22 protein-coding genes are annotated in these 25,878 nt (G+C 72.9%); 15 read left to right on the forward strand and 7 right to left on the reverse strand.

All coding sequences use genetic code 11. The annotated features are described in order from the left end of the window. Positions 1-196 precede the first annotated feature (196 nt). Positions 197-1,165: a LuxR C-terminal-related transcriptional regulator gene (locus CS0771_RS20700; protein WP_212842522.1), complete on the forward strand. Its 969-nt coding sequence runs from the start codon at positions 197-199 to the stop codon at positions 1,163-1,165. Here the strand turns inward: CS0771_RS20700 and CS0771_RS20705 are convergent. Beyond that, positions 1,162-1,707: a hypothetical protein gene (locus tag CS0771_RS20705; protein WP_212842523.1), complete on the reverse strand. Its 546-nt coding sequence runs from the start codon at positions 1,705-1,707 to the stop codon at positions 1,162-1,164. The genes CS0771_RS20700 and CS0771_RS20705 overlap by 4 nt on opposite strands. Before the next feature lie 184 nt (positions 1,708-1,891). Here CS0771_RS20705 and CS0771_RS20710 point away from each other — a divergent pair, with 184 nt between their 5' ends. Next, a complete protein-coding gene (locus CS0771_RS20710; RefSeq protein WP_212842524.1) occupies positions 1,892-2,326 on the forward strand; it encodes a hypothetical protein in 435 nt (144 codons plus the stop codon). 46 nt (positions 2,327-2,372) lie between these two features. Here CS0771_RS20710 and CS0771_RS20715 read toward each other — a convergent pair whose 3' ends face one another. After that, positions 2,373-3,401 (reverse strand): AraC family transcriptional regulator, encoded by a 1,029-nt coding sequence (locus CS0771_RS20715; RefSeq protein ID WP_212842525.1) that lies wholly within the window; start codon positions 3,399-3,401, stop codon positions 2,373-2,375. Between the two features lie 170 nt (positions 3,402-3,571). Here CS0771_RS20715 and CS0771_RS20720 point away from each other — a divergent pair, with 170 nt between their 5' ends. The 8 genes from CS0771_RS20720 to CS0771_RS20755 all read left to right on the forward strand — a co-directional run bounded on the left by CS0771_RS20720 (position 3,572) and on the right by CS0771_RS20755 (position 13,190). Beyond that, positions 3,572-4,561, forward strand: coding sequence for a quinone oxidoreductase (locus CS0771_RS20720; protein WP_212842526.1), 990 nt, complete (start codon positions 3,572-3,574; stop codon positions 4,559-4,561). A 43-nt stretch (positions 4,562-4,604) separates the two neighbouring features. Next, a complete protein-coding gene (locus tag CS0771_RS20725; protein WP_212842527.1) occupies positions 4,605-5,507 on the forward strand; it encodes a TauD/TfdA family dioxygenase in 903 nt (300 codons plus the stop codon). A 28-nt stretch (positions 5,508-5,535) separates the two neighbouring features. Then, on the forward strand, positions 5,536-6,588 hold the full coding sequence (locus CS0771_RS20730) for a 3-keto-5-aminohexanoate cleavage protein (RefSeq protein ID WP_212842528.1): 1,053 nt from the start codon (positions 5,536-5,538) through the stop codon (positions 6,586-6,588). Between the two features lie 115 nt (positions 6,589-6,703). Then, a complete protein-coding gene (locus tag CS0771_RS20735) occupies positions 6,704-8,035 on the forward strand; it encodes an MFS transporter (RefSeq protein WP_212842529.1) in 1,332 nt (443 codons plus the stop codon). Continuing rightward, positions 8,032-8,610: an alpha/beta hydrolase gene (locus CS0771_RS20740; RefSeq protein WP_212842530.1), complete on the forward strand. Its 579-nt coding sequence runs from the start codon at positions 8,032-8,034 to the stop codon at positions 8,608-8,610. The genes CS0771_RS20735 and CS0771_RS20740 overlap by 4 nt, the downstream gene beginning before the upstream one ends. Beyond that, entirely contained in the window at positions 8,607-10,163 is a 1,557-nt protein-coding gene (locus tag CS0771_RS20745) for a long-chain fatty acid--CoA ligase (protein WP_212842531.1), read from the forward strand. The genes CS0771_RS20740 and CS0771_RS20745 overlap by 4 nt, the downstream gene beginning before the upstream one ends. A 64-nt stretch (positions 10,164-10,227) precedes the next feature. Then, positions 10,228-11,259 (forward strand): YeiH family protein, encoded by a 1,032-nt coding sequence (locus tag CS0771_RS20750; RefSeq protein ID WP_212842532.1) that lies wholly within the window; start codon positions 10,228-10,230, stop codon positions 11,257-11,259. 218 nt (positions 11,260-11,477) lie between these two features. Next, complete coding sequence (locus CS0771_RS20755) at positions 11,478-13,190, forward strand: prolyl oligopeptidase family serine peptidase (protein WP_244870917.1); 1,713 nt, start codon at positions 11,478-11,480, stop codon at positions 13,188-13,190. On the opposite strand, the gene CS0771_RS20760 is transcribed toward CS0771_RS20755, so the two are convergent. After that, positions 13,157-14,440: a helix-turn-helix transcriptional regulator gene (locus CS0771_RS20760; protein ID WP_212842533.1), complete on the reverse strand. Its 1,284-nt coding sequence runs from the start codon at positions 14,438-14,440 to the stop codon at positions 13,157-13,159. The genes CS0771_RS20755 and CS0771_RS20760 overlap by 34 nt on opposite strands. A 153-nt stretch (positions 14,441-14,593) precedes the next feature. Here CS0771_RS20760 and CS0771_RS20765 point away from each other — a divergent pair, with 153 nt between their 5' ends. The 5 genes from CS0771_RS20765 (at position 14,594) to CS0771_RS20785 (ending at position 18,437) form a co-directional block, all read left to right on the forward strand. Continuing rightward, the gene (locus CS0771_RS20765; RefSeq protein ID WP_212842534.1) at positions 14,594-14,800 is read left to right on the forward strand and encodes a hypothetical protein; all 207 of its coding nucleotides are present in this window, start codon (positions 14,594-14,596) and stop codon (positions 14,798-14,800) included. After that, positions 14,797-15,021: a hypothetical protein gene (locus CS0771_RS20770; RefSeq protein WP_212842535.1), complete on the forward strand. Its 225-nt coding sequence runs from the start codon at positions 14,797-14,799 to the stop codon at positions 15,019-15,021. The genes CS0771_RS20765 and CS0771_RS20770 overlap by 4 nt, the downstream gene beginning before the upstream one ends. Before the next feature lie 163 nt (positions 15,022-15,184). Then, on the forward strand, positions 15,185-16,381 hold the full coding sequence (locus CS0771_RS20775; RefSeq protein WP_212842536.1) for a PP2C family protein-serine/threonine phosphatase: 1,197 nt from the start codon (positions 15,185-15,187) through the stop codon (positions 16,379-16,381). After that, complete coding sequence (locus CS0771_RS20780) at positions 16,378-17,991, forward strand: CHASE3 domain-containing protein (protein ID WP_244870918.1); 1,614 nt, start codon at positions 16,378-16,380, stop codon at positions 17,989-17,991. Before CS0771_RS20775 ends, CS0771_RS20780 begins: the two co-directional genes overlap by 4 nt. Next, positions 17,991-18,437, forward strand: a complete 447-nt coding sequence (locus CS0771_RS20785) for a response regulator (protein WP_203744794.1) — start codon at positions 17,991-17,993, stop codon at positions 18,435-18,437. The genes CS0771_RS20780 and CS0771_RS20785 overlap by 1 nt, the downstream gene beginning before the upstream one ends. 24 nt (positions 18,438-18,461) lie before the next feature. Here the strand turns inward: CS0771_RS20785 and CS0771_RS20790 are convergent, their stop codons facing one another. From CS0771_RS20790 to CS0771_RS20805, 4 genes are all read right to left on the reverse strand, one after another. Further along, positions 18,462-20,660: a transglycosylase domain-containing protein gene (locus CS0771_RS20790; RefSeq protein WP_212842537.1), complete on the reverse strand. Its 2,199-nt coding sequence runs from the start codon at positions 20,658-20,660 to the stop codon at positions 18,462-18,464. A 114-nt stretch (positions 20,661-20,774) separates the two neighbouring features. After that, positions 20,775-21,764 (reverse strand): phosphatase PAP2 family protein, encoded by a 990-nt coding sequence (locus CS0771_RS20795; RefSeq protein WP_212842538.1) that lies wholly within the window; start codon positions 21,762-21,764, stop codon positions 20,775-20,777. A gap of 175 nt (positions 21,765-21,939) precedes the next feature. Continuing rightward, complete coding sequence (locus tag CS0771_RS20800; RefSeq protein ID WP_212842539.1) at positions 21,940-23,850, reverse strand: Xaa-Pro dipeptidyl-peptidase; 1,911 nt, start codon at positions 23,848-23,850, stop codon at positions 21,940-21,942. A 177-nt stretch (positions 23,851-24,027) separates the two neighbouring features. Beyond that, positions 24,028-25,824 carry an ABC transporter ATP-binding protein gene (locus CS0771_RS20805; RefSeq protein WP_212842540.1) on the reverse strand — a complete coding sequence of 599 codons (1,797 nt, stop codon included), beginning with the start codon at positions 25,822-25,824 and terminating at the stop codon, positions 24,028-24,030. Positions 25,825-25,878: the final 54 nt, after the last annotated feature.

Genomic DNA, 25,878 nt, shown 5'->3' on the forward strand with positions numbered 1-25,878 from the left:
AGCCCCCGTCGGCTGAGTCTCGGGTCGGCCCGGAAGATCGCGATCTCTTGTCGAAACACTGTGCTGACCTGCACTTTCTGACACGAGACGCCGATCTTCCGTGGCCGGAGGCCCGACGGGGGCGGTGGGGTGCGGGGCGGTGCGGTGGGTGAGCTCTGCGGCACAATGTCGCTCGCCGACTCGGGAACGGGGAGTGATGCTGGAGTCCGTCGGGCTGACACCGCAGGCCGAGCGCGTCTACGCCGCCATGATCAGGCTTCCGGGGGCCGGCGTCGCAGCGGTGGCCGATGAGCTGGAGCTGCCCGCCGCCGAAGTGCGGGACGCCCTACGGCTCCTGGCCGAGCGGGCGCTCGTCGTCCCGGCGGGCGAGGGCGGGTGGCGCGCGGTGGGTCCCCAGGCGGCGCTCGGCGCGCTGCTCGCCGAGCAGGAGGCGGAGCTGGCCGCCCGCCGCGAGCGGCTGGAGGCCGTCCGGGCCTGGGCCGTGGCGCTGGAGGCCGAGCACGATCTGAGCCGTCCCCGCGACGAGCTGGTCCGGCTGCTGGGCACGGCCGCCGTGCGGGAACGGCTCACCGCGGCGGCGGACGGGGTGCGGCAGGAATGCCTGAGCTTCACCGTCGACCGCGAGATGAGCCCCGAGGCGCTCGCAGCCGCCAAGGTCAACAATCGGCAGGCGATGTCCCGCGGTGTCCGCATGCGCAACGTCTACCAGGAGACCGTCCGCCATGATCCGGACAACCTGGCGTTCGCCAGGTGGATGGCGGCGCACGGTGGGCACAGCCGTACCGTGCCGCTGGTGCCGTTCCGGATGGTGATCATCGACCGGGCGGTCGCGTTCCTCGCGGTCAACCCGGCGGACTCCCGTGAGGGCGCCCTGGAGATCCGCAGCCCGGCCGTGGTCAACGCGCTGTGCGTGCTGTTCGAGCAGGTGTGGGAGAGCGGGACCCCGTTCGGCGAGCCGCCGAAGGTGGCCGAGGACGGCCTGAGCGCGCAGGACCAGGCGCTGCTGCGGCTGCTGGACGCCGGGCACACGGACGAGTCGGCGGGGCGCAAGCTCGGGTTGTCCGCGCGTACCGTGCGGCGGGTCATCGCCGAGCTCACCGACCGGATGGACGTGGAGAGCCGGTTCCAGGCCGGGGCGGAGGCGGTCCGGCGCGGCTGGCTCTAGGCGTGCACCCGGCGGCGCGCGACGAGCACCGCGGTGAAGCCGCCCACGATCACCAGCGCGGCGCCGGACAGCCAGATCAGCGGTCCGATGCGGCGCTCCGACACGGGTTCCACCAGGACCGGGTCGCCCACGCAGGACACGTCGACGTTGCGCCGGAACCGGTTGCTCAGTTTCGAGGTGAGGACGTAGCGGACCCCGTCGACGGTCACCGCACGCGGGATCACGTAGAGCGCGGCCGAGCCCCGGCCGAAGTCGCCGAAGCCGAGACCGGTCGCCTCGCCGCGCTCCGGCTCGATGCGGCAGTCCGAGCCGCGTCGCGAAGAGTCGTGACGCTGGTAGACCGAGTAGGTGACACCCGGCGTCATCTCGAACGACACCACGTCGGCCGGGCCGGCCAGCGGCCGTGCTTCGCGGGTCAGCGACAGCGGGGCGTACGCCTGCCAGATCAGCCAGATGAAACCGGTGATCGCGAGCAGGCCCGCGGGCAGCGCGTACCACCAGGCGGAGGCGCGGCGGCGCGCCACGGTGATCCCCACCGACACGACGATCTCCCTTCCGAGAACGGCTGGGGTGAAGTCTGCGCAATAGGCGGCGGTGCGTCAGCGGTCCGGGGGCGTCCGGAAGCGGCCAGGCCGGTTGCGGCCGACCGCGGGGCCGTGACCGGACCCGGATGATCGTGCCACAGTGCGTACGGCTCCGATGACGACTCAGAAAGGGGTACGGCCCATGCCGATCGATCGCCGCCACATGCTGGCCGGGGTGATCGCCGCCGCGTTGGCGCTCGGCTGCGGCTTCCCGGCCGACGACGGGCCGACCGACGAGGAGATCCTGGCCGCCGGGACCGCCGAGCTCGACGCCGTGAAGCTGCCCGAGCACGAATGGGCGCAGCACGCCCGCTACGCCAAGCGCGACAAGACGAGACTGGTGTGGAAGCGCTGGTACACCGTGCCGCTCACCCGGGAGGAGACGGTGCGCCTCGTCGACCGGATGTTCACCGAGGCCGGGTGGGTCCGCGGCGACGACTGCCTGAGTTCGGACGGCGAGAAGTGCTTCAACTATGACAAACCCGGCTACCACGTGTTTCCCAGCATCACGGACCGGGTCTGCGCCGACGGTGGCGCCGGTTGCACGGATTTGCAGATAAACATGCGTCGGCGCTGAGCCGCCGGGGGACGGGAGCGCCACGGGGGCGCTCCCGTCCCCCGGTTCAGCTGGCGGCTGGGGCGGCGGGGGACAGGTCGGAGCGGCGGCGGCGCCAGCCGCTGGGGCTGTCGCCGAACTGGAGGCGGAACCAGCGTGAGAACGCGCTCGGCGCGGCGAAGCCGAGCAGCTCGGAGATCTCGGTGAGCCGGTAGCGGTCGTTCGACAGGTAGCGCTCGGCCAGCCCGGCGCGGGTGCCGTCCACGATGGACGTGAACGTCTCGCCGGCGGCGGCCAGGTGGCGGTGCAGGGTGCGGCGGTCCACGCCCATGGCGCGGGCCACCTCGTCGGCGGCGCACCGGCCGGTCGGCAGCAGCACCTCGACCATCTCCCGCACCCGGTCGGCGGTGGACGCGCCCCGCGGCGCCGCCAGCGTCCGGAGCAGCTCGGGCGTGTTCGCGCGGGCGGCCGGGTCGGCGGCCGGGTTCGGCGCGTCGAGGTCTCGGGAGTAGATGACCAGGCCGCTGAACCCGTGCCCGAACTGCAGGCGACCGCCGAGCAGCCGGGTGTGCGTGTCGAGGACGGCGGGCGCCGGGTGGGCGAAGCACACCGCCAGCGGCTGCCACTGCGCGCCGAGGAACTGGCGCAGGATGGCGTACAGCACCGCGACGGCGAGCTCCTCCGCCTGGCGGGAGGGCGCGGGCTCGCCGAACTCGAACCAGGTGCGGATGGTGGCCAGGCCGTTGGCCTCGGTCAGCCGGATGCGGATGGCCTCGTTGTAGCTGTGCTCGTAGCGGACCAGCAGGTCGAGGCCGCTGCGCAGGGTGGGCTCGGCGCGCAACACCAGGCTGAGCGGCCCGATGGTCGAGGCGCGCCGGTATTCGGCCAGGCGCAGGCCGAAGTCGTCATGGCCGGACTCGCGGGCGGACAGCTCGAGCAGCCGGGCGACCCGTCCGGCGGGCACCCACTTGTCGGGCTGGGCCAGGTCCATCACGTCCAGGCCGACGCCGTGCATCAGGTCGGCCGGGTCCAGGCCGAGCGACTGGGACAGCTCCAGATAACCGCTCAGCGACGCATAGCGGAGAGAAGGGCCCAAAACCGGCTCCCGATTGTCCCGTAGGGGTAAGAAAGCTGTCCCACGATGTATAGCATGTGGCCCCGCTCACGCCTACTGTTGCGGCCATCACAGCAGGTAGGCCGGGCGGCACAGGGCGCTCGGCAAGGCATCGGGGCCTTGACCGGCCCCCGACCCTCCGGGAGTCGATCATGGCGAAGGCCGTCCGTTTCCACCAGCACGGTGCGCCCGAGGTGATGCGCTGGGAGGCGGTCGAGGTCGGCGCTCCTGGGCCGGGCCAGGTCCGGGTCCGCCACCTCGCGGTGGGACTGAACTTCGCCGACACCTACTTCCGCAGCGGCCTCTACCCGAGTGCGCTGCCCGCGGGGCTCGGCGTCGAGGCCGCGGGCGTGATCGAGGAGGTCGGCGCGGCGGTCGACGGGTTCGCCGTCGGCGACCGGGTCACCTACACCGGCAGCCCGCTGGGCGCGTACAGCACCGAGCGGGTGATGGACGTCGCGCCGCTGATCAAGCTGCCGGACGCGATCGACTGCGAGACCGCCGCCGCGATGACGATGCGCGGCCTGACCTCGGCGTACCTGCTGCGCCGGATCGCGCCGCTCGCCCCGGGCGACACCGTGCTGCTGCACGCCGCCGCGGGCGGGGTCGGCCTGATCTTCACCCAGTGGGCCCGGCTGCTCGGCATCGACGTCATCGGGACCGTGTCGACCGACGAGAAGGCCGAGGTGGCCAAGGCGCACGGGTGCACGCACACCATCGTCTACCCCCGGGAGGACGTCGCCGCGCGGGTACGCGAGCTGACCGGCGGGGCCGGGGTGCCGGTCGTGTACGACAGCATCGGCGCCACCACCTTCCAGCGCTCGCTGGACTCGCTGCGGCGGCGCGGGCTGCTGGTGTGCTTCGGCACGGCGTCCGGCGCGGTGCCCCCGATCGACGCCATGCAGCTGGCGGTCAAGGGCTCGCTGTTCGTCACCCGGCCCGCCCTGGCCGACTACATCGCCGACCCGGCCGAGCGGGCGGAGCTGGCCGGGGAGCTGTTCGGCCACGTCGCCGCCGGGCGCATCAAGATCGAGATCAACCAGCGGTATGCCCTGGAGGACGCGGTGCGCGCCCACCACGACCTGGAATCCGGCCGCAGCATCGGCTCCTCGGTCTTCCACCTGGAGACCACCGGCCGCTGACGCCGCCCCACCCCCCAGCCGATCAGACAGTGAGGAGAGGTCCATGCAGATCATCGACGAGACGGAGCCGGCCCCACCGGTGCGGCGGCCCAGCACGATCGAGGTGCACCCGCTGACCGTGCACATCGGCGCCGAGCTGCGCAACGTCAGCCTCGCCGAGGCCTCGCGCGACGGCGAGCTGTTCGCCGAGCTGAAGGAGCTGCTGCTGCGGTACAAGGTGCTGTTCCTGCGGGATCAGGACATCACCCGCGCCGAGCACGTGGCGCTCGCCGAGCGCTTCGGCCCGCTGGAGGACCACCCGGTCGCCGGCAGCGACCCCGAGCACCCCGGCCTGGTCCGCATCTACAAGGACCTGGACAGCCCGGCCGAGCACTACGAGAACGCGTACCACTGCGACGCGACGTGGCGCGAGGCGCCGCCGATGGGCTGCGTGCTGCGCTGCGTCGAGACGCCGGACGTCGGCGGGGACACCATCTGGGTGAACATGGCCGAGGCCTACCGCCGGCTGCCCGACGACGTCAAGGCGCGGATCGCGGGCCTGCGCGCCCGGCACAGCATCGAGGCCAGCTTCGGCGCCAACATGCCGATCGACCTGCGCCTGGCGCTGCACGAGCGCTTCCCCGACGCCGAGCACCCGGTGGTGCGCACCCACCCGGAGACCGGCGAGCAGGTGCTGTTCGTGAACGCGTTCACCACGCACCTGACCAACTTCCACACGCCGGAGCGCGTGCGCTTCGGCTTCGACTACACGCCCGGCGGCAGCGAGCTGCTCAACTACCTGATCCGCCAGGCGGCGATCCCGGAGTACCAGGTGCGCTGGCGCTGGACGAAGAACAGCTTCGCGATCTGGGACAACCGCTCCACCCAGCACTACGCCGTACAGGACTACTGGCCCGCCGTCCGGAAGATGGAGCGCGCCGGGGTCATCGGCGACAAGACGTTCTGAGCCGACCGACACCCCGAAGGAGACCCCCATGCACTTCCTCGACGACTCGTTGTTCCCGGAGAACCAGGAGAAGCTCGTCATCACCGCCGCGCCGTACGGGCCGGAGTGGGAGCCGGGCGACTTCCCCGAGGACATCCCGGTGACCATGGACCAGCACGTGCAGGCCGCGGTCGACTGCTACAACGCGGGCGCCACCGTGCTGCACATCCACGTGCGGGAGCTGAACGGCAAGGGCTCCAAGCGGCTGTCGAAGTTCAACGAGCTGCTGGGTCGGCTGCGCGAGGCCGTGCCGGACATGATCCTGCAGATCGGCGGCTCGATCTCGTTCGCCCCGGAGAACGAGGGCGAGGAGGCGAAGTGGCTGGCGGACGAGGCCCGGCACATGCTGGCGAACCTCGACCCGGCGCCGGACCAGGTCACCATCGCCATCAACACCAACCAGATGAACATCGTCGAGCTGATGACCGCCGACGACATCGCCGGGACCTCGTTCGAGCGGCCGGCGCTGTACGAGGCGTACCGCAACATGGTCGTCCCGGCGGAGCCCGCCTGGGTCGAGGAGCACCTGCGCCGCCTGCGCGCCGCCGGGATCCAGCCGCACTTCCAGCTCGCCACCGTGGCGCAGCTGCACACCGTGGAGCGGCTGGTGCGCCGTGGCGTGTACACCGGCCCGCTGAACGTGTCCTGGGTGGCCATCGGCGGCGGGTTCGACAGCCCGACCCCGTACTCGATGATGGAGTTCATCCGCCAGGTGCCGGACGGCGCCAGCCTGACCCTCGAAGCGATCATGCGCAACGTGCTGCCGATCAACACCATGGCGATCGCGATGGGCCTGCACACCCGCTGCGGCAACGAGGACAACCTGTGGGCCCGCAAGGGCGAGAAGCAGACCTCGGTCCAGGCGATCGAGCAGCTGGTCCGGATCGCCGGTGAGCTGGGCCGTGGTGTCGCGGACGGCAAGGAGGCCCGCGACATCTACAAGATCGGCGAGTACTGGGACACCGCCGACGAGGCCCTGGCCAAGCTCGGCTTCGCGCCCAACCGCAAGCCCGGCCAGGTCGGCTTCACCTTCCACGCCTGACCCGTAACAAGAGCAGATCTCCAGCCGTGGGGTGCGGTCATCGCACCCCACGTCCTCCCCCCACGCCGCCGCGTTCCTCTCACCCGCGCCGGCCGGACATCCCGTTTGGAGCATCATGGCACTGCAGACCGGCGAGGGCGTCGCCATCGCGCCGCCCGCCGCCACCCGCACCACCTCCCGGCTCTTCCCGTGGGCGGTCTTCACGCTCACCTTCGCGCTGCTGCTGTCGGACTACATGTCCCGGCAGGTCCTGTCGGCCGTGTTCCCGTTCCTGAAGACGGAGTGGGCCCTCACCGACACCCAGCTCGGCTCGCTGACCAGCATCGTCGCGCTCACCGTCGGCCTGCTGGCCGCGCCGCTGTCGCTGCTGGGCGACCGCTGGGGCCGGGTCAACTCGATCGTGGTCATGGCGATCGTGTGGAGCGTGGCCACCGTCGGCTCGGCCCTGGCCGCCGGGTACGGGCAGCTGCTGCTCGCCCGGTTCCTGATCGGCCTCGGCGAGGCCGCGTACGGCAGCGTCGGCCTGGCCGTCGTGCTGGCCGTGTTCGCCCCGCACCGGCGTGCGTCGCTGACCGGCGCGTTCATGGCCGGCGGCTCGTTCGGCTCGGTGCTCGGCGTCGCCCTGGGCGGCGTGTTCGCGGTCCAGTTCGGCTGGCGCTGGGCGTTCGCCATCATGGGCATCCTGGGCCTGGTGCTGGCCGTGCTCTACCGGGCGATGATCAGCGAGCGCAAGCTCAACGCGCACCGGGTGCCCGAGCCCGCGGGGGAGAGCCCCGCGCTGGCGGCCGGGCAGCGGGCCCGCCTGTCCACGCTGTTCTCCACCCCGGCGGTGGTGCTCGCGTACATCGGCGGCGGCCTGCAGCTGTTCATCGCCGGTTCGCTGTTCGCCTGGCTGCCCAGCTACCTCAACCGGGCGTACGGCATGGCGCCGGACCGCGCGGGCGGCGTCGCCGCGATCTTCATCCTGATCCTCGGCGCGGGCATGGTCGGCTGCGGCCTGATCACCGACCGGCTCAGCCGCGCCAAGCCCATGCACAAGTGGAACACCGCCATCGCCTTCGCGCTGATCTCACTGATCCTGCTGGGCGTGGGCTTCGCCGTCGCCCCGGGTGGCCTGCAGCTGGCGCTGCTCGCGGTCGGCTGCTTCTTCGCCGCCGGCACCACCGGCCCGACCGGCGCCATGGTCGCCCGGCTCACCCACGAGTCGATCCGGGCCACCGCGTTCGGCATCTACACCTTCTTCAACAACCTGCTCGGCCTGGCGGCGGGTCCGCTGGTGACCGGCGCACTGGCCGACCGGTTCGGCCTGGAGACCGCGATGCGCTACGTGCCGCTGGTCGCCGTCGCCGCCGTCGTCTTCCTGTACCTCGGCAAGCGGGCCTACCCGTCCAGCCTGCAGCGGCTCGCGGCCGCCTCCGCGGGCGACACCGCCAAGGGCGAGGCATGACCGACGTCGCGGACGTGATCGTCACCGTGCCCGGACTGCGCGGGCACGTGGACGAGCACTGGCAGACCCGGCTCGCCGCGACACTTCCGAACGTGCGGTCCGTCCAGCCACTGGGCCGGGAGAACCCCAGCCTGGACGACCGCGTCGCGGCCCTGCAGGACGCGGTGGCCGCGGCGGGCGGCCCGGTGATCATCGTGGCGCACAGCGCGGGAGCTCTGGTCACGGTCCACTGGGCCGCCCGGCACGACACCGGGAAGGTGCGGGGTGCGCTGCTGGCCACCCCGCCCGACCTGGCCCTGCCGCTGCCCGCCGAGTACCCGTCGCTGCACACGCTGCGGGAGCACGGCTGGGTGCCCATCCCGCGGCAGCGGCTGCCGTTCCCGAGCATCGTCGCGGCCAGCGCGGACGACCCGCTCGGCGAGCCGGGACGGGTCCGGGCGCTGGCCGCCGCCTGGGGCAGCTGCTGGCACGGCCTCGGCCGGGTCGGCCACCTCAACCCCGCCTCCGGCTACGGCGAGTGGCCCGGAGTCCATCCGCTCATCGACGAACTGCGCACCATGGAGGCCCCCCGATGACCCTCAACCTGGCCAACCTGCTGGAGGACAGCGCCCGCCGCCACCCCGGCCGCGACGCGGTCGTGCTCGGGGCCACCCGGCTGACGTACGCGCAGGTCGACGCGGCGGCCAACCAGGTGGCGCACCTGCTGGCCGAGCGGGGCATCCGGCCCGGCGACCGGGTCGCGCTGTCCTGCCCCAACGTGCCGCACTTCCCGATCGTCTACTACGGCATCCTCAAGGCGGGCGCCGTCGTCGTCCCGCTGAACGTGCTGCTCAAGGCGCGGGAGATCGCCTACCACCTGGCCGACGCCGAGGCGCGGGCGTACTTCTGCTTCGAGGGCACCGCCGAGCTGCCGATGGGCGCCGAGGGGCACGCCGGCTTCCAGCAGGACGGCGGCTGCGGCCAGTTCTTCCTGATCACCGCCGACCCGGCCGCGGAGTCGCCGATCGCCGGGGCCGAGACGCTGGGCCAGGCGCTGGCCGGGCGGCCGTCCACGTTCGACACGGCCGACACGAAGGAGACCGACACCGCGGTCATCCTGTACACCAGCGGCACCACGGGCAAGCCCAAGGGCGCCGAGCTGTCTCACAGCAACCTGGTGCTCAACGCGCTGACCGGCAACCGGCTGTTCGGCTCGCTGGCCACCGGGCACGACCGGCACCTGGTGACCCTGCCGCTGTTCCACTCGTTCGGCTCGACGGTGCAGATGAACGCCGGGTTCGCGGTCGCCTCGACACTGGTGCTGCTGCCCCGCTTCGATGCGAAGCAGGCGGTCGAGGCGCTGCGGCGGGAGCGGATCACCTTCTTCGCGGGCGTGCCCACGATGTACTGGGGTCTGCTCAACGCGCTGGACGGAGCGGACGTCAGCGAGATCGCGGCGAACCTGCGGGTGGCCGTGTCCGGCGGGGCGTCGCTGCCGGTCGAGATCATCAAGCGGTTCAAGGACGGCTTCGGGGTGCAGATCCTGGAGGGCTACGGTCTGTCCGAGACGTCGCCGCTGGCCACCTTCAGCGACCCGGAGCGCGAGCCGCGGCCGGGCTCGATCGGGGTGCCGGTGTGGGGCGTGCAGCTCAAGCTCGTCGACGCCGACGGCAACACGATCGAGGGCGCCGACCAGGTCGGCGAGATCGCGATCCGCGGGCACAACGTGATGAAGGGCTACTACAACCGGCCGCAGGCCACCGCCGAGGTGCTGGCCGGCGGCTGGTTCCGCACCGGCGACCTGGCCCGGCGGGACGAGGACGGCTTCTACTACATCGTCGACCGGGCCAAGGACATGATCATCCGCGGCGGGTTCAACGTGTACCCGCGCGAGATCGAGGAGGTCCTGCTCACCCACCCCGCCGTGTCGCTGGCGGCGGTCGTCGGCGTACCGCACGACAGCCACGGCGAGGAGGTCAAGGCGTACGTCATCAGGGCCGAGGGCGCCGAGCTCACCGAGGACGAGCTGATCGCCTGGTGCCGGGAGGGCATGGCCTCGTACAAGTACCCGCGCCTGGTCGAGTTCGTGCCGAGCCTGCCGATGACCGCCACCGGCAAGATCCTCAAGCGCGAGCTGGTGGGCCGGTGAGCGGGACGCGCACCGGGTCGAGGCGGCACCACCCCGCGTGGTGCCGCCCGCCGGGCCCGGGGCGGTGGCCGTGGTAACCGCCGGGCTGCTGGCCCCCGCCGCACACCCGCGCCGCACCCCGGCCCTCGTGTCCACGCTCACGCTGGCCGCGGGCCTGGGTGGGGCGGTGCTCGGTCACCTGCTGGTGCCCCAGATCGGCGTGCTCACCTGGGCCGTGGCGCTGGGCGTGGCGGCCGCCAACCTCAACCTGCTGCCGCGCACCAGCCGGGCCGCGCTGGGCACGACGACCAAGAAGCTGCTGCGTACGGGCGTGGTCCTGCTCGGCTGCTCGGTGTCGTTCGGGGCCGTGGCCGCACTCGGCGCGCCCGTCGTCGCGCTGGTGGCCGCCACCCTGGTGGGCACGCTGCTGTCCACTGTCTGGCTGGGCCGCCGCCTGCGCCTGGGCGCCGCACGCAGCCTGCTGTTGGGCACCGGCGTCGCGGTCTGCGGCGCGTCCGCGATCGCCGCCATGGAGGCCACCGCTGACGGCGACGAGGAGGACGTCACCGCCGCCGTCGCGATGGTCACCCTCTTCGGCACGCTCGCCCTGATCGCGTTCCCGCTGCTGCGCGAGCCGCTCGGCCTGAGCGACCTGCAGTTCGGCGTGTGGACCGGGGCCGCGGTGCACGAGGTCGGCCAGGTCGTCGCGGCGGCCGGGCCCGCCGGGGCGGCGGCGGTCGCCATCGCGGTCGTCGTCAAGCTGACCCGGGTGCTGCTGCTCGCCCCCGTCGTGGCGGCGGTCAGCGCGCTGCGCCGGCTCCGGTCGCCCGGTGCCGCGACCGGCACGCGGCGGCCCTCGCTGGTGCCGCTGTTCGTGCTCGGCTTCCTCGGCTGCGTGGCGCTGCGCAGCTCCGGGCTGCTGCCGCCCGCCTTGCTCGGCTGGATCGGCCACCTGCAGGTGGCGGCGCTCGGCGCCGCCATGTTCGGGATGGGTGCCGCGGTGCACCTGCCCTCGCTGCTGCGGGGCAGCGGCCGCCTGGTGGCGGCGGCGCTGGTGTCGACGCTGTTCATCACGGGAGTCGCGCTCGTGGGTGTGCTGCACCTGGTTCCGCGCTGACCGGCCGCTGATCGCGTGGCGGGCGGGCCCGCCATGGGAGATGGAAGTCGGGCCCGCCCCGGGCGCCTGCCCCGCAGCGGTGCGCGCCACGGCGGCAGGGCCTCGCGATCCATTCACGCGCACCGCGCGCCGGTTGGCCAGAGCGGCCATGCGGACCGCTGACGGGTCCGCATGGCGGCGGCTCGCATGGCCGCCCCGCGCTGTGGTCGGATGGGCCGGTGAGCCAGGGGACGGCAGCCTCATACGACAGCCTCGCCGCCGGACCGGCCGGTCTGCACTGGGTGGAGAGCGTGCCGGACGCCGGCCACAGCGTCGTCGCGACCTGGTCCCCGTCCGCCGGGACGATGCTGGGGGAGCCGCCGGTCGGCAGCCGGGTGCACGCCTACGGCGGCGGCGCGTACGCCGTGGCGGGCGCGGACACCTGGGTCGTGCGCGAGCCCGACGGGCAGGTGTGGCACGCCGGAACGGGCCGCCGGCTCACCGGCTCGCCATACCCGCACGGCGGCCTGACCAGCGGGGACGGGCTGCTGCTCGGTGTGCGGGAGACCGCGACCCACGATCAGCTCGTGGCCGTCGACCCGGCCGGTGGGGGCGAGGCAGTGCTGACCGAGTCCCCGTTCCTCGGGGCGGCCTGCCTGGACGGTGGCCGGCTGGCCTGGACGCGGTGGGCGGACGGCGTCATGCCGTGGGACGCGAGCGAGGTGTGGACGGCGGAGTACGGCCGCGACGGCCTCCGCGACGCCGTCCGCGTGGCGGGCGGACCGGACGAGTCGGCGGTGCAGCCGCGCTGGGGGCCGGACGGCTGCCTGTACTTCCTCTCCGACCGGACCGGCTGGTGGAACCTCTACCGCCACCGGGCGGGGCGCACCGCACCGGTCGCCCCGATGGCGGCCGAGAACGCTGCGGCGCCCTGGGAGCTGGACTACGCCGACTACACGTTCCTCCCAGGCGGGCGGCTGGCGGTCACGGCGCAGTCCGGGCCGGCATACCGCCTGGTGCTGGTCGAGGCCGACGGTGCCCAACGGCCGGTCGGCCTGCCGTACACCCATCTCAAGCCGTACCTCGCGACCATGGGCGACCGGGTGGCCCTCATCGGCGGCTCACCGGTGCGCACCCCGGAGATCGCGCTGGTCGCGACCGACGGCACGGGCCGCGTGGACGTCGTCCGCGCCGGCGGGCGGCCCGCAGTGGACGTCACCGTGCCCGAGGTGATCCGGGTCGGCTCCGGCCCGGGCCAGGTCACCGCGCTGTATTACCCGGCGCGCGGCGCCGGTCCCGCGCCGCTGATCGTGCGCCCGCACCCCGGGCCGACGCACCACAGCGCGTACCGGCTCGACGACGACGTGCAGTTCTTCACCGGCCACGGGTTCGCCGTCGCCGACGTCGACTACCGCGGCAGCACCGGCTACGGCCGCGCGTTCCGCAAGGCGCTGGACGGCCGGTGGGGGATCGCCGACGTCGCGGACTGCCGGGCCGTCGCGCAGCACCTGCTCGACACGGGCCGCGCCCGGCCGGGCGCGGTGTTCGTCTCGGGGGCGAGCGCGGGCGGCTACACGGCCCTGCGCGCCGTCTGCGAGGACGGGCCGTTCGCGCTGGCCACGGCCCGTTCGGCGATCGTCGACCCGGTGCGGTGGACCCGCACCGCGCCGCGTTTCCAGCGCCCGCACGCCGCGATCCTCGCGCACCCGGACGCGGCGGTGCGGCCGTCCCGGTTCACCGCACCGGTGCTGCTCGTCCACGGCACGGACGACCCGGTCGCGCCCGTCGCGGACGTGACGGCGCTCGCGGCGGCCCTCGCGGGGCGCGGGCTGCTGCAGGGGCTGGTCGAGTTGCCCGGGGTCGGTCACTACCTGACCGGGCCTGCGCGTGCCGCGGCGCTGGCCGCGGAGCTGGCCGCCTACCGGTCCGTCCTGGCGCGTGCGGCCAGCTGATACACCGCGGGCGAGGGCATCGAGGTGCGCACCCGTTCGATCAGGTCCTGCACCTCGGGGAGGTCGGCGTACGGGTGCAGCTCCGCCATCATCAGCGCGACCCGGTGCTTGGCCCGGAACGACACCGTGGTGCTCGCCTGCGCGACGGCCAGCCGCCCGGCGGCGCATGCCTGCGTGACGTCGCCGATCCGGGCCAGGCTCGACGCGAGCAGCGCGGCGTCGATCGCGCGGCGGCGCACCCGGAACGGCGGGAGCAGCCGCAGCGCCCGGGTCGCCTCGTCCCGCGCGAGGTCGTAGCTGCCCAGGTCGAAGTAGCAGTGCGCCTTGCCGTCGGCGAGATCGGCCTCGCCGAAGTAGCCGAGCCAGCTCGGCTCGTCCGGCCGGGACCGGCGGGCCAGGTCCGTGTCCGCCTGCTGCAGGGCCGTCAGGCAGGCCCGCTCGTCGCCGCGGCGGGCGTGGGCGCGCGCGAGGGCGGTCCGCAGGACGGCGCGCACGCCCGGCCCGGCCTGGCGGGCGGTGCCGTGCAGCGCGGCGGTGGCCAGGCGTACGGCCTGCGCGCTGTCGCCGCAGTGCAGGGCGAGGTGGCCGAGGCTGACGCCGACGAGGTAGCCGCCGTAGAGGCGGTCCCCGCCGGTGGTGACGAGGTCGAGCGCGCGCAGGTAGTGCCGCTGCGCCAGGCCGTCCGCGCCGATGTCGACGGCCTCGTAGCCGGCCAGCTCCAGCAGCCCCGCGGCCACCTGCGGGCTGGTGGCGAACACCTCGTCGAACGCGTCCTCCAGCACCCCGGCCACCGCCGAGTACGCGGCGCCGCCGCCGCAGGCGTGGTCGAGCTCGCGGATGCTGCGCAACGTCAGCTCCGCGTGGCGGCCGGCCTGCGTCTCCGTACGCCGCCGGCCGGGCCGCTGCCGGGACAGCAGCCAGTCGAGCGCCCGCTGGTCGGAGAGCTCGGCGCGGTAGCCGCCGCCGTGCGGGTCGCCGCCGCGGCGCAGCCGCGCCTCGCGGGCGAGCATCGGCCACATCCGCCGCAGCGCGCCGTCGGCGCCGAGCACGTCGTCGCAGCGCCCGACGAACTCCTCGCCGGGCATCCGCTGCGCCGTCTCGACCTTGCGCACCAGGTCACGGTGCTGGAAGAGCAGCCGGCCGAGCCCGGCCTGCGACAGGCCGCGCGCCTCCCGCAGGCGCCGCAGCTCCGCCCCGAAGAAGTGCAGCGGAGACCTGGTCGGCTCCAGCTCACGCGGCCGCTGGCCCATCACACACCACCTACCTGGTCGATGAAGTTGCACCCTCGATTGTGGACGGAGAGATCGGGTTCGCGCGCCCTCCGGGCGGGCCGCGATGCGGACACCGGCCGTGTCCGCATCGGCCGCCTACCGCGGCCGCCGGGTGTGGCGTGTGCTGGACACATGCTGTTTGACAGGATCATGCGCAGGGCCCGGCGGGGCGAGAGCGAGCACCGGCCGGACGGGGTGGCGGCCGCCGCTCCGGATCCGGGCGAGCTGCCCGACGCCGACGCGATCGCGCGGTTCAACGCCGCGACGGCCTGGGCGCGCGCGGACACGCGCCTGCTCACCCTGCTCGTCGACGGGCTGCGCCGCGAGCAGTCGCCGTGACCGCGCCGCGGAACGAGCCGCTGTGGTTCGTCGCCGACGGCAGCAGGGTGGTGCTCGGCAGCGAGGTGCGGCTCGACGACGGTCCCGGCGTGTACGGCGTCGTCGTGGGCGTCGACCCGGGCCACGGCATGCCGGTGGTCGAGGTGCGGACCGGGCCGCAGGCGGGGCAGGTGCGCCGGCTCTGGCCAGGCCGGATACCGGGGCTGCGCGCAGCCGCCTGACCGGGTCCTCGGTAAGCTGCCGCAGCGGAGTTCCGTCGCCGGTACAGGTGGGTACCTGCGGAATGCATAAGTTGTGCAACCCGCCTTGCCGCAGGCATGATCGGCGTGCGTTGCCCGACCGACGCGTTCGACCCCCACCTGCGGCGCGGGAAGTAGGACATCCATGTTCACCGCTGCACCTGTGCCGGCGCAGCCGCGCGTCCCAGCGCGGCTGACCCGGCTGCGGGTGCTGCTCGTCGAGGACGACGAGGGCGACGCGTTCCTGGTCGAGGAGCTGCTGCGGGAGCAGGACGCGGCGATCCAGCTGACCATCGTGCGCAGCCTGCGCGAGGCGCGCCCGCTGCTGTCCGAGGTCGACTGCATCCTGCTGGACCTCGGCCTGCCCGACGCGCAGGGCATCGACGGCCTGCGCCGGGTGCTGGCCGAGGCGCCGGGCACCGCGGTCTGCGTGCTCACCGGCCAGCAGGACACTCACGTCGGCATCGGCGCGGTCGGTGAGGGCGCCCAGGACTACCTGGTCAAGGGCCAGGTCGACGGCGCGCTGCTGGAGCGCTCGGTGCAGTACGCCGTGGAGCGCAAGTACGCCGAGGAGAACGCGCGGCGGCTGCGCGAGGTGGAGCTGCGCCAGGCCGAGTCGGCCCGGCTGGAGCGCGGCCTGCTGCCGCAGCCGCTGATGACCACCGACGAGCTGGCGGTGCACACCTTCTACCGGCCCGGCCGTTACGAGGCTCTGCTCGGCGGCGACTTCTTCGACGTGGTGCAGACCTGCCCCGAGACGGTGTACGCCATGATCGGCGACGTCAGCGGGCACGACGTCGACGGCGCCGCGCTCGGCGTCGAGCTGCGCGTGGCCTGGCGGGCGCTGACCCTGGCCGGGGTGCCGCAGGAGCAGACGCTCGCCGCGATGGAGCAGGTGCTCTCCAGCGAGCGCAGCCATCCCAGCACCTTCGCGACGATGGCGGTGCTGCGCATCGACGTCGCCGCCGGGCGGGCCTCGTGCTGGCTGGCCGGGCATCCACCGCCGCTGCTGCTGCGCGACGGCCGAGTGACGGAGGTCGACGCGCCGTACGGGCTGCTGCTGGGCCTGGGCGACGCGCCGCGGGAGCGCGCCGAGGTGGACCTGGGCCCGGAGTGGTCGCTGCTGCTCTACACGGACGGCCTGGTCGAGGGCCGGGTGGGCGACGGCACCGCGCGGCTCACCGACGACGGCCTGACCCGCCTGTGCACCGCCCGGCTGGCCCGCGGGCAGGAGATGGAGCGGCTGCCGGCGAGCCTCGTCGAGGAGGCGGAGACGCTCAACGGCGGAGCCCTGGCCGACGACGTGGCGATCGTCCTGCTCAGTAAGGAAGCGAACCGGTGAACACAGTGAGGTGGAGCCACCCGCGCGGCTGGTCGCTGCGCGCTCGGATCACGGCGCTGGTGAGCACGGCGGCGGTGCTGCTGGCACTGCTCGCGCTCGCCGCCACGGCGCTGGCCGCGGTGAACCGCGAGCAGCTGGACGTGGTGCTGAACAAGACCGGCGTGCTGCGCCTGTCCGGCGAGCAGCTGGGCATGTCGCTGCTCGACCAGGAGACCGGCATGCGGGGGTACGCCCTCAGCGGCGACGTCGCCGACCTGGGCCCCTACCGCGACGGCCGGGAGCAGGAGGAGCAGCTCTACGCCACGATGATCCCGCTGCTGGAGGACTACCCGCAGATCCGCGGCCAGCTGGAGCGGGCGCGGCTGTCGGCGACCGCCTGGCGCACCCAGGTGGCCGAGCCCGCCATCACCAAGACGCGCGATGCCGGTCCCGAGGCGGCCCAGGAGCTGCTCAACCAGGGCGAGGGCAAGCAGCGTTTCGACTCCGCACGCACCGAGCTCGCCAAGCTGCAGGACCAGATCGTCACGGTGCGCAACCAGGCCGTCGACGACGTGCGGTCCAGCAGCAACCAGCTGGTGGTGCTGCTGATCGCGGCCGGGCTGGTGATCGTCGTGCTGGGCGCCGGCCTGGTCGTGATGATCAACCGGATGGTCACGGTGCCGGTGACGCAGCTCGCGGCGCAGGTGCGCAACGTGGCCCGCGGGGCCTACGACGCGGACATCTCCGTCAGCGGCGCGCCCGAGCTGGCCAGCCTGGGCCGGGACGTGGACATCATGCGCCGCCAGATCGCCGACGACCTGCGTGAGGTGCGCCGCGCCCGCGCGGCCGTGGAGGCGATCAACCAGCAGCTGCAGGCCCAGGCGTCCGAGCTCACCCGGTCGAACCGCGACCTGGAGCAGTTCGCCTACGTCGCCTCGCACGACCTGCAGGAGCCGCTGCGCAAGGTGGCCAGCTTCTGCCAGCTGCTCCAGCGCCGCTACGCCGGCCAGCTCGACGAGCGCGCCGACCAGTACATCCTGTTCGCGGTCGACGGCGCGCAGCGGATGCAGCGCCTCATCAACGACCTGCTGGCGTTCTCCCGGATCGGGCGCAACACCAGCGGCTTCGAGCCGGTCTCGCTGGACGCGGTGATGGCCGAGGTGGCCGCGCAGGTCAACCCCGAGGACCGGTTCGGCGCCGACGCGGTCACCTGGTCGGAGCTGCCCACCGTCTCCGGCGAGGAGGCGCTGCTGGTGACGCTGCTGGCGAACCTGGTCGGCAACTCGCTGAAGTTCCGGCGCCCGGACGTGCCGCCGCGTATCGCGGTGAGCGCGCGCCGCGACGGCGACAGCTGGGAGATCACGGTCGCGGACAACGGCATCGGTATCGAGGCCGAGTTCGCCGAGAAGATCTTCATCATCTTCCAGCGGCTGCACCCGAAGGACGCCTACCCGGGCACCGGCATGGGGCTGGCCATCGCGAAGAAGATCGTGGAGTACCACGGCGGCCGGATCTGGGTGGACGCCACCCGGACCGAGGGCGCGGCGATCCTGTTCGCGCTGCCCGTGACAGATAACACCGGCGCGGCGACGCTCCCGGTGCCGACCCAGCACAAGGAGCTGACCGCATGATGGCCGAGGACACCGACCGCCCGATCACGGTGCTGCTGGTCGAGGACGACCCGGGCGACGTGCTCATGACGCGTGAGGCGTTCGAGGAGTACAAGATGCGCAACACGCTCCACGTCGTCAGCGACGGGGTCGAGGCGCTGGCCTACCTGCGCCGCGAGGGCGAGTTCGCCGACGCCGTCATGCCGGACCTGATCCTGCTCGACCTGAACCTGCCCCGCCGCGACGGCCGGCAGGTGCTCGCCGAGATCAAGAACGACCCGGAGCTGTGCCGCATCCCGGTGGTCGTGCTCACCACCTCGCAGGCCGAGGAGGACGTGCTGCGCAGCTACCAGCTGCACGCCAACGCGTACGTGGCCAAGCCGGTGGACTTCGAGCGCTTCATCTCGGTGGTCAAGCAGATCGACGACTTCTTCGTCAGCGTGGTGCGCCTGCCCAGCCGCCGCTGACGGCCGCGGCAGGCGCACCCGGCCTCACGGCGTGGGGCCCCTGCCGAACACCAGCCGGTTGCTGCTGGGCTTGCTGAACTGGGTGTTCGGCTTGCCCTTCATGGCGTCGCGCATGGCGTACTGCACCGCCGGGTTGATCACCCGGTGCGACATCTTGTGCGTGCTCACCTGCGCCCAGTCGGGGTCGGTCTGGAAGCCGCTGATCGCCAGCAGCTTGGTGGTGATGGTCAGCGTCACCGACTTGGAGTCGTCGGTGGTGCCCGTCTTGCCGGCGATCCACTTGCCGATGATCTCCTTGGAGTCCCGGGCCGTGGTGCCGTTGCAGCGGCCGTAGAGCGACTGGTCGCCCAGCGGGCAGCGGGCCGCGTCGATCGCGGCGCGGGCCACGTCCACGGGCAGGTTCTGCTTGCACCGCGGGTTGCCCGCGGCCACCTGGACGCCGTGCCGGTCCGTGATCTTCTCGACCGGGATCGGCTCGCAGTACACGCCGTCGGCGGCCAGCGTCGCGAACGCGTTGGCGATCTGCAGCGGCGTGTGGTCGGAGGCGCCGAGGGTGAACGGGCCCCACAGCTCGGGGCGCTCGTTGGCCCAGTACGCGTCGTCCAGCGTGGTGCGCGGGTTGTCGTAGAAGGTCAGGCCCATGCGCTTAGCGGTGTCGATCACCCGGGCGCCGCCGACCCGCTCGAACAGCGGCACGAAGTACGTGTTGACGGAGTTGCCGAAGCCGGTCCACATGTTCTGGCTGCCCCAGCTGCGCCCGCCCGAGTTCGTCGGGCACCAGTGGCCCCCGCAGCTCGGGCTGCCGGTGATTCGGGTGCGGGACACGTACGGCGCCCGCGTGTTGATGTTGTAGTTCAGCGGGTAGCCCTTTTCCAGGGCCGACACCAGCGTGAAGATCTTCATGACCGAGCCGGCCTGGTAGCCGCCCAGGTCCGGTCCGCCGGACAGGAGCGGGTTGGTCGTGTTCGGGTAGGTGCCGCGGATGCCGCGCCTGGCCAGCGCCGGGTTGGAGTGCTTGCCGTTGGCCGGCTTGGTCTTGCTGTCCAGCCGGAAGTTGCGGTTGGTGGCCAGGCCGCGCACCTTGCCGGAGCCGGGCTCGACCGCGGCCAGCATGACCGCGTCGGACTTCCACTTCCACTTGCCGCCGTCGAGGTCGGGATTGCGGTTGAGGGAGCGGTCGATGCTGCGGTCCATCGCCGACTGCGTGGTCGGGTCCAGCGAGCTGACGATGCGGTAGCCGCCGGACTTGAGCTGGCGCTCCCGCTCGTACGGCGTCGTGCCGAACGCGTCCTGCTCGTTCCACCAGCGCTGGAAGAAGTCGCAGAAGAAGCCCCACTTGATGTTGGACGCCTGCACGCAGCCGTTCGGGGTGCTGGCGCCGACGACCTTCAGCTCCTCGGCCTTGGCCGCCGCGGCCTGCTCCAGGGTGAGCGCCTTGGTCTGCACCATCTCGTCCAGCACGTAGTCGCGCCGGGACACGGCCAGGTCCTTGCCGCGCAGGCTCTGCGCGTCGAAGTCGCCGGGGAACTTCACCAGGGCCGCGATGAACGCGGCCTCGGCAGTGGTCAGGTCCTTGGGCTCCTTGTCGAAGTACACCTTCGCGGCGGCGAAGATGCCGTAGGCGCGGTTGCCGAAGTAGGCCGTGTTCAGGTAGCCCTCGAGGATGTCGTCCTTGGACAGCTTCTCCTCGATGGCAAGGGCGTACCGCATCTCCCGGATCTTGCGCCAGGCGGTGTCCTCGGTGGCGTCCACGACCTCCTGCGCGGTGGTGGCCGAGTACGAGATGGTGAGCCGTACGTACTGCATGGTCAGGGTGGAGGCGCCCTGCTCGACGGTGCCGGCGCGCTTGTTGGCGATGAACGCCCGCGCGATGCCCTTCACGTCGACGCCGATGTGCTTGTAGAAGTTCTGGTCCTCGGCGGCCAGCACGGCCTGCCGCACCACGGGCGGCACCTGCTCCAGCGGGATGTCGCGCCGGTTCTCGTCGTACATCGTGGCGAGCAGGGTGGTGCCGTTGTTCGCGTAGACGTAACTGAGCTGCGGCGAGGTGTTGATCATCAGCTCATCGGGTAGCTCGCCCAGCTCGTAGCCGCCGATCTGGGCGGCGAAGCCGGTCAGCGCCAGACCGGGGAACGCGGCCGCGGCCACGATGACCCCGGCGAGCACGCCGCACAGCAGCATGGCGGAGATGTCGATAAGAATCCTGCGAATGCGTACACGCATGCGGCCACCGCCTCGGATCACGTGCTGGGCTCAAGGGTCGCACACGCGCACGACAATTCCTTGCGCCGCGAAACAACGTGGTGACCACCCTGCAACGTCGGCGTGGCGAGATCTTCAGTTGATCTGCCCGGCGCTGTCAAGTACCCGTCCGGAGTGGATCCCCGGTGGGCGGATCGGGCCAGGTAGCAGCCGTTTGACGAGCTGGTCGGCGGCGATCGCCACGGCCAGGCCCGCCGCGGCGTCCGCCGTGTAGTGGTAGCGGGTGTAGACCACCGAGACGGTGAGCCCGACCGTGGGCAGCAGCAGCCACCGGAAGGCGGCACGTCTCTGGATGCGGCGCACCGCCAGGCAGACCGCCCAGGCCCCGGCGACGTGCGCGGACGGGAAGCAGGTGCCCACCGGGTCGGCGTGCGCCATGAGGAACTCCTGCGCGGGCGCGAGGACATACCCCTGGAGCGCGGGCGGATCCAGCTGCTCGGCGAGCGAGTGGACCGGGCCGCGGACCGGCAGCAGTGCGAATCCGAGGTAGCAGGTGTACACGGCCGCGCCGACCGTGGTGACCAGCCGCGCCAGGTCGTCCAGCCGGCGGCGCACCAGCAGCAGCACCGGCGGCACCACGATGTACAGGTAGTAGCTGACGTAGCAGACGTAGAACAGCTCGGTGAGCGGCCGCGACGCGAACGTGCCGAGCCAGTCGGCGGGGTGGGCGCCCCACAGCGCGGTCTCGAACCGGTTCATCGCGTCGTCCAGATAGCGCCCGTGCAGGGACAGGACCGTGCCGCCGGTCATCGTGTACAGCAGCGGCGCGAGCACGAGCGGATACGTCAGCCGCAGGGCTGTCAGCACCCGGTCGTGCGGTCGGCGGTGATACGCGGCGAGCAGCCCCGCGACCGCCGCCGCCGTGGCCGCGTACGCGACCAGATACAGCCCCCAGCCGGCCACCACGTCATGACCGGCCGTGACCACCAGCGCCGCAGCGGCGAGGTAGCCGAACATGATGACGTCGAGCGCCCGCAGGGCCGCCCCCGGAGCGACCGACCCGCCCGTGGCCTTTCGATCCCGGGGCCGCCCCGCGGGCCGGTCCGCGTCGGGAATGACGTGCACCTGACGAACAGTACCCGCTAACCGACGCGCCAAACGACGCAATATGTGGCACCGAACGGGACGGCGAGGGCGATTCCGCCCAAGTTGTCGGCGCCGCCGCTAGGCAGATCGCCGTCTCGTGTCCAAAGCGGGGTCCGGCCGCAGGTTTGGACACGAGACGGCGATCTTGCCGCCGTTACTGGAACCGGGTGCCCGCGAGGGGGCTGACGGTGCCGTCGTAGATCACGGACGGCGTTTCCGCGGTGAGGGCCGACGGGGCCGCCAGTGCGCCGGCGGGGGCGATCGGCAGCTTCAGCACGCTGCCGGCCAGGTCGACGGTGACCGTGGCCCCGGTCGAGTGCGCCGTGACGAACTCCGGGTCGGTGAGCGTCAGCACCAGGCCGAGGCGCTGCCCGGCCGGGATGACCTGGTCGATCGGGCGCAGCTTCCACGTGATCGTGTAGTAGGTGCTGGTGTTCATCGGGTTGGTGGCGGTCAGCGAGTCCCGGTGCTGCCCGTCCATCCAGCCCCGCGAAAGCACCTGGTACGCGGCGCTGGACACCACCTTCGCGGTGTCCTTGTAGCAGGCGTCGTCGGTGCTCGACGACGAGCCCCAGCACGACTGGGTGGTCAGCGTGCTGATGCCCTCACCAGAGCTGCGGTAGTTGACCCGGGTCGCGGTGCCGTACGCGACGAGCTTGGCGGTCAGCGTGGTCGTCGCCTTGCTCGACCGCACTCGCAGCGTGATCGTCGGCGTGCCGGAGATGCGCAGGTCCGAGGTGAGCACGGGCGTCTGGTACACCTTGCGCCCGGTGCGCGCCGTGGTCGGCGAGCTGACTGCGTTGGCCTCGCTCAGCGATGGCGCGTCGGTCAGCGACAGGCTGCCCGATCCGGCCCCGGAGGAGGCCAGCGTGCCCGGGTTGCCGGTGCCCTGCAGCACGTAGTTCGCCGTGGCGGTGCCCGACGGCGGCCACAGGGTGCTGGTCTGCCACACGTCCGCGGCCCGCTCCACGTCGGCCATCGGCTCGCCCATGATGCCGTTGTCGATGCCCAGCAGCCAGTAGTCGAACCAGCGGTGCAGGGTGGACACCCAGGTCGCGCGCCGGAAGTCGAACGGGTCGACGTGGCCCTCCTGGGCCAGCCAGATCTTGCGCGGCACGTTGTTGGCGGCCAGCGCGTCCCACCACTGCCCGAAGTGGACGCCCTGCACGTTGAGGTCGTTCTGGCCGTGCACCACGAACACGCTCGCGCGTACCGACGCGGCCGCAGGGACGAAGTTGCGCGCGGCCCAGAACGAGTTGTAGTTGCCGGTGCTCGCGGCGTGCCCGCTGCTCAGCGCGCTCGCCACGGCTGAGCAGGTGCCCGACGGGCGGCTGTTGACCAGCGAGTGCAGGCTCGGCACCGAGCTGACCCTCGGGTTCACCATGCCGTTGGCCCGGTTGTAGTCGTACCAGCTGGAGATGGCCCCGATCGGCACGATGGTGGCCAGGCCCGGCACCCCGGTCGCGGCCACCCCGTTGGCGACCGTGCCGTCCCACGACTTGCCGATCATGCCGACCTTGCCGGTGCTCCAGCCCGTCGCGCTGACCACGGCCCCGGCGGCGTTGCGGCCGGTGACACGGCCGTTCAGCCAGTCGATGACGGCCTTGGCGCCCTGCACCTCCGCGGTGCCGCCGACGTCCTCGCAGCCCGTCGAGCGGCTGGTGCCGGACAGGTCGGCGGCGATGAAGGCGTAGCCGCGTGGCACGAAGTAGTTGTCGTAGTACAGCGGGAACTTGCTGACCGTGCCGTCGGCCGCGTACACCTTCTTCTCGGACTCGTTGCCGCGCCCGCAGCACTGGTAGTAGGGCGAGGCGTCCATGATGACGGGCACCTTGACCCCGGCTGCGACAGCCTCGCGGGGGCGGATGACGTCCGCGACGATCTTGTCACGGATGCCGTCGCCGTCGTTGTCGAGCGGCGACTCGACGTAGACGGTCTCGCGGATCGCGGTGGCGTAGTCGTAGATCGGGTCGCTGAGCAGCGCGACGGGGGCGGCGTTGGCGGGTGTCGCCAGCACGGTGGTGCCGAGCAGGGCGAGCACGCACAGCAGGGGTATGCGACGCATCGGCATATGCTTTCATCGCCATACGTCGCTGTCTACGGCCGCGCTGGTGGTCGTTGATCGCTAGTTCGTGTCAGAAAGTGCGGTCAGGCCTCATTTCTTGACACGAAGTAGCGATCTTCGGCGCGGCGCGGCGCGGCGGGGTGCGGCCCGCGGGGCACCAGCTGGGCCGCCGACCGGCTACCCGGCGCGGCGGCCCGACCAGGCCTGCCACAGCTCGGCGTACCGGCCGCCGGGGGTTGCGCGCAGCTCGTCGTGGGTGCCGCTCTCGACGATGCGGCCGCCTTCCATGACCACCACCTGGTCGGCGAGCGCGGCCTGGGTGAGCCGGTGGGCGACCAGCAGGCCGGTGCGCCCGTCCAGCGCGGCCGCGACCGATGCCTCCAGCACCCGCGCCCCGGCGCTGCCCGCCTCGGCGGTGGCCTCGTCGAGCACCGCCACCGCCGGATCGGCCAGCACCAGCCGGGCCAGGGCGAGCTGCTGGGCCTGCGCGGCGGTGAGCCGGTGCCCACCCTCGCCGACCACGGTGGACAGCCCTTCCGGCAGCGCCTGCACCCACTCGGCCGCGCCGACCCGGGCCAGCGCGGCGAGCAACTGCTCGTCAGTGGCGGCGGGCTCGGCCAGGCGCAGGTCCTCGGCGAGGGTGCCCGCGAAGACGTGCACCTCCTGCGTGATCAGCGCGACCGCGCGGCGGCCGGCCGGGTCCAGGTCGTCCAGGCCCACGCCGCCGATCCGGATGCGTCCGGCGGTCGGCTCGTGTACGCCTGCGACCAGTCCGGCCAGGGTGCTCTTGCCCGCGCCGCTGGCGCCGACCAGCGCCACCCGCCGCCCGGCGGGCACCGTGATGCTCACGTCGTGCAGCACCGGCCGGTCCGCGTCGTACGCGTGGGTGACCCCGTCGGCGTGCAGCGACGCGTCGGCGGGGGAGCGCGGCGCGGGCGGCGCGGCGGGTTCGGGCAGCTCGGCGACGCCGACCAGGCGCGCCAGCGCGGCGTACGCGGCCTGCACGTCGTCGATCAGCCCCAGCGCGGTGTTGATCGGCGTGAACAGGTGGTGGAAGTACAGCGCCGCCGCGGTCGCCGTGCCGATGCTCACCTCACCGGCGCGCACCAGCAGGAAGCCGGTGACCAGCACCGCGCCCAGGCCGATGAACTCGGCCAGGTTGAGTCGGGCGTAGAAGCGGGTGACCAGGTTGACGCCGCGCATGGTCAGCTCCACGGCCTCCTGCGAGCGGCCGCTGACCAGGTCGAGGTGCCGCTCGCGGCGGCGCAGCGCGCGCACGGTCGCGGCGCCGCCGATGGTCTCCAGCAGCTGCTGCTGCTGGGCGCCGACGGCGACCCGCTGGCGGGCGTACACCGGTAGCGCGCGGCCCGCGTACCAGCGCACGGTGTGCAGCTGCACCGGGACGGCCAGCAGTGCGGCCAGCAGCAGCCGCCAGTCAAGCACGCCCAGCCCGGCCAGGGTGAGCACGATGGCGAGCAGCGAACGGCCCAGCTCGGGCAGCCCGCTGCGGACGACGGACGCGACGGCACTGAGGTCGTTGCCGGCCCGGGAGGTCAGGTCGCCCGAACCGGCCCGCTCGACCCGCCCCAGCGGCAGCCGCAGCGCCCGGTCGAGGAACCGTTCCCGCAGCTCGGCCAGGGCACCCTCGCCGAGCCGCGCCACCAGCGTGAGGCCGTATGCGGTCAGCGCGCCGGACACCAGGGCGACGACGGCCAGCGCGACCACGGGCGTGGTCAGCACACCGGCCGGGCGGCCCTGGCTGACCAGGTCCACGAGATGGCCGAGCAGCGGCGCGACGGTCAGCCCGATCGCGGTCGCGGTCGTCAGCACCAGCAGCCCGGCCACGGCGAGCCCGCGGCGGGGTCGCAGCACGGCGCGCAGTGCGCGCAGGGTCTCCCGGCCGCCGGCGACCGGCAGCAGTTCCCGCTGCTCGGTCACGGCGTCCTGCGGGAGGGTCACGCTCGGGGCGGTCATGCCTGCTCCTCGGCTCGTTCGGGGCGCGTGCTCAGGCCCGTCGCGGGTCTGGCC

It is taken from the genome of Catellatospora sp. IY07-71, from assembly GCF_018326265.1.
GTDB lineage: Bacteria > Actinomycetota > Actinomycetes > Mycobacteriales > Micromonosporaceae > Catellatospora.